Genomic DNA, 7,837 nt, shown 5'->3' on the forward strand with positions numbered 1-7,837 from the left:
CATTCCGGGTCCGTTGTATCGCTTGCATATTTATTGCCCTTGCGGTCATGTTGGCGACGAGTGAGTTCAGTCCAGGCCACTGAGATCTCCGTTCAGCTTCACAACCGAACAGAATCACAACTTACTGAACTCATTCAACTATTTTAAAATCAGGCTCTTAGATAGATTGAGCCGCGTCTGGGCAGCTTAGTCCCCAGCTCAGCGGAAATTTGAGCACCACCCCACATTCCACGTGCGATGACTTTAGCAAACATATCTGACGGGGCTTCAGTTATCAGGCGGTAGATGCAAGGCCGCTTGAGCAAATGCAATCGTTTCATCTGGGGTGCCTGCGGCGGACAAGTTCTGCCAACCGGAGGGCACTTTGCCAGCTTCAAGCTGCAGTCGAACCACGCCTTCATCGGCATCTGATGCGTCGCCCTTGCGCGCTTGAACCCTGTCAATCAGGATGTCCAGGGGCGCTTCCAACCAAAGGGCATGGCAAGCAACACCCACCTTTTCCGCCATCCCAAAAGCCGCGGTGCGGGCCGAAGCTTCTAGAAACGTAGCGTCGATCAGAACGGAATGACCTGCCGCTATGATCCTGGCCGCGCGGTCCAGCATCCTGTTATAGACGGCATTACGTGCCGCAGACGTATAGTCGCTGGAAGCAAGGTGCACGTTTGCATCCGCACCGCGCATCGCCTTACGTTCCAGATCGCTACGCAAATGAATGGCGCCGGGGGCGGCACCAATCAACGGCGCAAGCGCATGGGATACTGTTGTTTTGCCAGTCCCTGACATGCCGCCAATAAGCACCACCGACGGCGTGCAGGGCCGCAACGATCCACATGCATCATTGAGAAATTGGACCGATTCTGGCCCAACGGTCTTGCCTGTAGCCAATGCGGCCTGCACCGTAACCATCGCACTGATGGCAGCGCGCACGCCGAGGAATAAGGGCAAGACTGCCAGCCCGTCATCTTCGGCACCCAACGCCGCCAAAAGATACGCATTCAACGCCATATTGGCAGCGCGCCCTAGGTGGCGGTGCTGCAGGTCCATAATCAAAAAGGCGAGGTCGTAAAGCACGTCGCAGGTGCCGAGTTCCTCATCAAATTCAAGCGCGTCAAACGGCACTGGCTTGCCGTCCAAAAGCACAAGATTGCGCAGGTGCAAATCGCCATGACAACGCCGCACATGCCCGGCGTTTGTGCGCTCGCGCAGCAAGGGTGCAGCACGCGCCAACATGGCGCGGCTCTGGCGATGAAACTGATCAATCAGTTCAGCCCCCAGCGGCGCTTTCATATCTGCAAACACCCGGTCAAGTTCGTCCAGAATATTGCGGATCAATATCGCACCGTCGCGGCAACGTTGCGGGGTTTGTGAATGATAGGAAAAAACCGCCTTTCCCAAATCATTCGCAAGCCCATCGTCAATGCCGCCTGCATCGGCGACTACTGATAATTCGTCTTTCGCCGGAAACCGCCACATGCGAAGTACCCATTCAACAGGGTCGCCTTTGCCTTTTAGCGCAAGGCTGCCGTCAGCCGCGCGCGTCACGGGCACAACATCGTGGTATATCTTGGGTGCGACGGGTTTGTTCAGTTCCAGCTCTCGGTGCAGCATGGCCTCGCGTAGCTCCAACGTCGACAAGTCCATATAATCATACCGCACGGCACGTTTGATTTTCAGCGCGACATCGCCTGCCAGGAAGATCAATGCACCATGGGTTTGCACAACCTCTACCGGCCCTCCGCCGGGGTGCGCTCCAGAGGAGCTGAGGAATGCGATGACGTCTTCCTGCATAAATTAGGTCCTTGTCAAAAGAATGCAAAGCGGATTGGCAAGTCCGCCAATGATCTCGCGCCCGTCTTGGAACAGACGCTTGAACAGCTGCGGATAGGTTTCAAGAACAGGACCGGATGCCTTGATCATCGTGGTCAGACCACGGGATCGTAGTTCTGTTTCCAATCGCAGTAAGCCGTCCATTTCTTCATCCGCCTGTGCGTTGATGAGATAAATGAGTTCGCTCGTCGTCACTGTCTCCGAGCCGCTGTCTGCTTGCTGGGCGGATGCCGTCGCGCCAAGTAGGCAGCTTAAGGATGTTGCGATGCCGATCAAAAAAATCCTTTACCATGTAACCTTCCTATCTGTGTGAATCCGTGGCCGTAACGGTGAGGAAATGAAGGCTCGCGATCATTCGCTCCAGGCGTGCACGTGCACGTCTCGTCCTGAGTGCCCCTTGATGATCTTGACGGCGAGGTCCTCCTTTTCCTTATCGCGCGTGCGGACCCACATCACGACACCGCCATGACGGTTCTGGCTCTCGTAGTAATTCTTGTGGCGTTGCCCAACCAGCCTGGCGAGCAGCGTCCCAATGACGGCGGCGATAATGCGGCCAACGCGCTTGCGGGTGTCGGCAGTGCCGTCATCGCGATGGCAGACCCCACGAAGAAAAATCCACCCGCGATGGCCCCTTCAAGTTCCCCGATTGCCTCTTCGGACACAAAGTTGGCTCTGGGCGCGTCGGGATCGTCCTCAAGCGCGGATGCACGCCAATAGGCTTTGCCCAGCCTCTCTTCCAAGGCTTCCTGGCTTCCCAAAAGACTGATGTCGGAATGGTGAAAGCCCACAGAACGCAGATCACAAAATGCAGCCTGTTGTGCCGCGAATGTGTCAAACACCCCGACGGCTTCGGGAACATTGATATAAGTTGTTTTTGAACTGCTCGCTTTGGTTTCAGGGTCGGGCATTCCAGTCTCCATGACATGCACAATCTAGGGTGGTTGCCGATCATCATGCGCCGAACCGCGATCACCGTATTGAGATGTATCAATCGGGAGTGCCGCGCTTGGTGGCATGTTGCGCGATAGGTCGATCTGCGCAGAGCAAATGAGATTTGATATGATCATGGACCCGAATTCTGTGAGTGAGGGGTTCTTGTCGGGAGACGAGCCCAGAGATCATCCGCCTGGGCTGAAAAGATGTATGTGCGTTTTTGGTCGTCCGTTCCAAACGTGGAGGACTTGCTGCTCGAACGCGGGATCGACGTCAGTCATAAGACTGTCCGGTTTTGGTGGAACAGGTTTGGGCCCTATATTGGAGAGGAGAAAACCTAACAAATACGCGGAAGCTGCTCTCCGACCAGCATGTCTACAATGCGCATCCCGCCAAATATCGTTTGAATGACAACGCGGCCTGAAGTGCCAGAAATCGCCCGCCCGATGATTGTAGCGTTGCGTCCAGTCTCTTGCGATTGCATGGCCGCGAGGGCGGCGTCGGCTTGATCGGGCGGCACGAACAGCACAAGCGTGCCCTCGTTGGCGAGGTACAAGGGATCAAAGCCGAGAATTTCGCACATGCCCTTCACCTCGGTTCGGAGCGGCAGCGCGGATTCGTCAATTTCTATTGAACACCTCGCTGTGGCAGCCATTTCGTTCAACGCCGAAGCAAGCCCGCCCCGGGTCGCGTCCCTTGCCGCACGCGTGTCAGGCGCTGCGGCAAGCACAGCCTCGATCAAATGGCCCAAGCTGGCGCAATCGGATCGGATGTCCGTTGACAGGGCCATGTCACCGCGCGCGATCAAGATTGCAGCACCATGGTCGCCCAGAACCCCGCTGACGATGGCGACATCGCCCGGGCGGATCGTTTTGGCGGCCATGTGCCTGCCCGGTGGGATCACACCGATCCCTGATGTTGTAATGAAAACCGTGTCAGCGGACCCTCGCTCCACGACCTTTGTGTCTCCGGTCACGATTCTTACGCCGGCCTTGTCCGCTTCGGTGCGCATCGACGCGACGACGCGCCGAAGCAGAGCGATTTCGCAGCCTTCCTCGATAATGAAGGACGCCGATAGCCACAGCGGGCGGGCGGCGCCAACCACCAGATCGTTCACCGTGCCGCAAACGGCAAGCTTGCCGATGTCTCCGCCAGGGAATTCCACTGGATGGACCACATAGCTGTCGGTGGTGAAGGCAAGCCGCGCGCCAGGGTCGGCAAGGGCCGCATCGGTCAGGCGGGCTTGATCCTCGGTCGTGTCGGTGTTGAAGGCAGTGGCAAAGACGTCCTCGATCAGGTCGCGCATCGCCTTGCCGCCGCCGCCATGTGCAAGCGTCACATGGCTGTCACGAAGGCGCGTACGGGTGGACATATCTATTTTGCAACCTCGACTGCACGTGCACCGCCGTATTGGTAATACGCAGCGCATGCACCTTCAGAGCTGACCATCAGCGCGCCAAGCGGCAATTCAGGCGTGCAGCCTTTGCCAAAATGCGGGCACGCCACCGGTTTGACGCGGCCGGTCATCACCTCCCCGCAGGCGCATCCGTCCGGTTCGGCCACTGCGCGCGCTTGGCCAGCGCCGTAACCGATCTGGAACTTCTGCTCGGCGTCAAAGGTTGCGTAATCCGGCCTGATCCGCAGCCCCGAGGCGTCGATTTCTCCCAAGCCCCGCCATTCAAAACTTGGGCGCGTTTCATAGACATCCGCGATCGCGGCCAGCGACACAGGATTTCCCTCTGCTGGCACGACGCGGGCGTATTGGTTTTCCACCTCCGCGCGCCCATCGCGAATTTGCCGCAGAACCATCAACACCGATTGCAACAGATCGAGCGGTTCAAAACCCGCCACGACGATGGGTTTGCCATAGTCTTGGGCAATGAAGTCATAGGGTCTCAAACCGATCACCATCGACACATGGCCAGGACCGACGAATCCATCAAGGCACATGTGCGGGTCATCCAGCAAGGCCTTGATCGGTGGCGGAACTGTGATGTGATTGCAGAAAACACTGAAATTCAGAACATTTGTGCGTCGGGCCTGCTGGATTGTTAAGGCGGTGGACGGTGTCGTCGACTCAAACCCCAAGCCGAAGAAAACCACTTCGCGATCCGGATTGCGCCGTGCGAGTTCAAGCGCATCAAGTGGCGAATAGACCATGCGCACATCCGCGCCCTGTGCCTTGGCCTGCAGCAGCGACTTGTATGATCCCGGCACCCGCATAGCATCGCCAAACGAGGTAAAGATCACGTCTGGTTGTTCCGCCAGATCAATGCACTCATCCACTCGACTTCTTGGCAGGACGCAAACGGGGCAGCCGGGGCCATGGATAAACTCAATGCCATCGGGCGTGAGTTTGTCCAGTCCGTATCGAAAGATTGCATGGGTATGGCCGCCGCAGATTTCCATGATCCGCACTGGGGCATCTGCCGTTGCGCCGATCTGGTCGGTCACCCGCGAAATCTCGGCCAAAACACCCCTGGCGGCGGCCGGATCACGAAATTCCTCAACGTATTTCATCTGCGCGGTCTCAGGCTTTCGGCACCCTCGGCCATCGCATCCAGCACTTCCTGTGCCTCGCCCAATTCACGAAGCACATCCAGCGTCTTTGCGGCTTCGTCTTCATCAATCCGGCTCATCGCAAAGCCGACATGGATGAGCGTCCAGGTGCCGACGAGATTCTCCAGCGGGGCGCCCTCTGCGATACAGGCCACGTTCACCTCGCGCCGCACACCTGAGATTTCGGCCACCGCCATCATGAGGTCGGCGTCCGTTATAGCGATGATTTGGCCGGGGATACCAAGGCACACAGGTCAGGGCCCTTCTTTCTGGGGGCGGGCAGCTTCGGCCAAGCGGGCGTCAAGCCATGTGATCCAGTCAGCCATGCCCTCGCCAGTGCGGGCCGACAGCCAAATAATCTCGATGCCGGGGTTCACCCGGATCAGGTTGCGGTGGAACAGATTAAGGTCGACATCGCAATGCGGCGCCAAATCGATCTTACTTAGGATCGCGAGGCGCGATGCGGTGAAGATATCGGGGTATTTCAGCGGCTTGTCTTCGCCTTCGGTGACTGACAGCACAGTAACCTTGCAGTCTTCGCCAAGGTCAAAAGCGGCGGGGCAAACCAGATTTCCGACGTTCTCAATAAACAGCATCGCATTCTGGGCAAGGGGCAGCTGTTCTAGTGCATGACCGACCATGTGGGCATCGAGATGACAGCCCTTGCCGGTATTCACCTGCACCGCGGGCGCGCCGGTGGCACGGATGCGGTCGGCGTCGCGAGCGGTTTGCTGATCGCCTTCGATGACGGCCAAGGGCTGTTTCCGAAGGGCCTCGATCGTCTTGCATAGCAGCGTGGTCTTGCCCGAGCCCGGAGAGCTGACCATGTTCACCGTAAAGGCGCCAAGCGCCCTAAGACGCGTGCGGTTCTGGGCGGCATAGCGGTTGTTTTGCGACAGGATATCGATCTCGACCTCGATAAGCCGGGCTTGCGACGCTCCGGCAAGACTGACCCCCGCCGCACCATTGCCGAAATGCATATCCGTGTCATGGCGATGCGCATGCGTGTGATTTCCGACGGTTCCCGTCCCACATCCACAGACCGCACACATCACTCCACCTCTATATTCTTGATCCGCATCACATCACCCGAGACCGGCATTAGTTTTTCACCACCGCAATCGGGGCATTGTGCCAGTCGGTCGTTCAGCTCAACTTCCTGCAGGCAATCATAGCACATCGCCCGGCCGGGCACGTCGATCATGATCAACGCGGCCCCTTCGGCCACGCTTCCCTTCATTACAGCGTCAAACGCAAAGTCCAGGGCGGATTTTTCGACACAGGAAAAGCGTCCGATTTCCAGACGGATTGTCGTGACGCGATCGAAGCTCTGGGTTTTAGCCTGATCCTCGATCACTGTACGGATGCCTTCACAAAACGAGATTTCATGCATGGTCCACCTGACGCCGGATTGAGAGGCGTGATCCGAGCCTACACGCAGATGCCGACGGAAAGCCACGGGTTTTCGCCTCGCTTGTTTTGGCGGCTACCCGCCGCGGATCGAACCGGCCGCAGCTATCACCGCCTGACCAAGCGCCAGACCGCCGTCATTCGCGGGTATCCGCGTGTGAATAAGAACTGGAATATCCCGAAGGTACCGCAGGACCATATCCAACAGCGTCGCGTTCTGAAAACAGCCGCCCGACAACGCCACTGCCTTGGCGCGCCCGGCCTCAACCTCGGTTCGTGCAGCGCCTGCAAACGCCTGGGCAAGACCAGCGTGAAACCGCGCTGCGCCGACCTCGGCGGGCACACCGTTTGAATGGTCATAGGCCCAGCTTTGAAACATCGGAATTGGGTCAAGCACGCCTTCGCGATACGCAAAAGGATAGGGGGTGCCAAAGGCGTCGGGCGCGCGCTGCGCCAATGCCTGCAACCGCATCGCAGCCTCGCCTTCGTAGCTTTGGCGATCTGTGGCAAGGCCCAGGCAGGCGGCCATCGCGTCAAAAAGACGCCCCGCTGATGACGACAACGGCGCGTTGATCCCTGACGTGGCCACCTGACGCAGAAGATCGCGAGGCCAATCCGAAAACAAAGTGTCGGCAAGATCTGCCAACCCCGCTTGATCCAGCCGCATCACCGCATTGCGCCAAGGCTCGCGCTGGGCGGCGTCGCCACCTGCCAATGGCGCTGCGGCCAGCGCTGCGGCGCGCCGAAAGCCGAGGTAGTCACCGACCAGCACTTCGCCGCCCCAGATGGTGCCGTCCGCGCCCAACCCCAGCCCGTCCAGAATGATCCCGGCAACGGGTCCAGCATCCAGCGGCCAACGGTTTTCGGCGAGGCAGGCTGCGAGATGGGCGTGGTGGTGCTGCACCTCGACAAGCGGCATGTCACCGGCCTGGGCTGCAGCAAGCTGTGAGGTGCGCAGGTCCCGATGCAGGTCGCAGGCCACCACGGACGGGTGATGGTCGAAAAGGCGCGAATAACTGGTGACATCCTTTTGGAACCTGTCCCACGCCTGCGGGTCGTCAAGATCACCCAAATGATGCGACAGCAGCGCTTTGCCCGACTTGAGCAA

8 protein-coding genes and 2 pseudogenes are annotated in these 7,837 nt (G+C 58.6%); all 10 read right to left on the minus strand.

Translation table 11 applies throughout. The features are described 5' to 3' along the window. Nucleotides 1-86, minus strand: a pseudogene (locus Q1B15_RS19545) (IS5/IS1182 family transposase); the annotation flags it as partial. A 181-nt stretch (nucleotides 87-267) separates the two neighbouring features. After that, nucleotides 268-1,788, minus strand: coding sequence for a bifunctional aminoglycoside phosphotransferase/ATP-binding protein (locus tag Q1B15_RS19550; protein WP_299757015.1), 1,521 nt, complete (start codon nucleotides 1,786-1,788; stop codon nucleotides 268-270). 3 nt (nucleotides 1,789-1,791) lie between these two features. Continuing rightward, nucleotides 1,792-2,103 carry a hypothetical protein gene (locus Q1B15_RS19555; RefSeq protein ID WP_299757019.1) on the minus strand — a complete coding sequence of 104 codons (312 nt, stop codon included), beginning with the start codon at nucleotides 2,101-2,103 and terminating at the stop codon, nucleotides 1,792-1,794. A 176-nt stretch (nucleotides 2,104-2,279) separates the two neighbouring features. Further along, nucleotides 2,280-2,735: a hypothetical protein gene (locus Q1B15_RS19560; protein ID WP_299757021.1), complete on the minus strand. Its 456-nt coding sequence runs from the start codon at nucleotides 2,733-2,735 to the stop codon at nucleotides 2,280-2,282. A 362-nt stretch (nucleotides 2,736-3,097) separates the two neighbouring features. Then, nucleotides 3,098-4,132 (minus strand): hydrogenase expression/formation protein HypE, encoded by a 1,035-nt coding sequence (gene hypE, locus Q1B15_RS19565; protein ID WP_299757024.1) that lies wholly within the window; start codon nucleotides 4,130-4,132, stop codon nucleotides 3,098-3,100. Between the two features lie 2 nt (nucleotides 4,133-4,134). Then, nucleotides 4,135-5,280, minus strand: a complete 1,146-nt coding sequence (hypD, locus tag Q1B15_RS19570; RefSeq protein ID WP_299757027.1) for a hydrogenase formation protein HypD — start codon at nucleotides 5,278-5,280, stop codon at nucleotides 4,135-4,137. Beyond that, a complete protein-coding gene (gene hypC, locus Q1B15_RS19575; protein ID WP_299757030.1) occupies nucleotides 5,277-5,570 on the minus strand; it encodes a HypC/HybG/HupF family hydrogenase formation chaperone in 294 nt (97 codons plus the stop codon). The genes hypD and hypC overlap by 4 nt, the downstream gene beginning before the upstream one ends. A gap of 3 nt (nucleotides 5,571-5,573) precedes the next feature. After that, a complete protein-coding gene (gene hypB / locus Q1B15_RS19580) occupies nucleotides 5,574-6,371 on the minus strand; it encodes a hydrogenase nickel incorporation protein HypB (RefSeq protein WP_299757033.1) in 798 nt (265 codons plus the stop codon). Continuing rightward, the gene (hypA, locus tag Q1B15_RS19585; protein ID WP_299757035.1) at nucleotides 6,371-6,712 is read right to left on the minus strand and encodes a hydrogenase maturation nickel metallochaperone HypA; all 342 of its coding nucleotides are present in this window, start codon (nucleotides 6,710-6,712) and stop codon (nucleotides 6,371-6,373) included. Before hypA ends, hypB begins: the two co-directional genes overlap by 1 nt. Nucleotides 6,713-6,805: 93 nt before the next feature. Next, a pseudogene (locus Q1B15_RS19590) lies at nucleotides 6,806-7,837 on the minus strand (carbamoyltransferase HypF); the annotation flags it as partial.

It is taken from the genome of uncultured Boseongicola sp., assembly GCF_937988555.1.
In the GTDB taxonomy this organism is placed as follows: Bacteria; Pseudomonadota; Alphaproteobacteria; order Rhodobacterales; family Rhodobacteraceae; genus Boseongicola.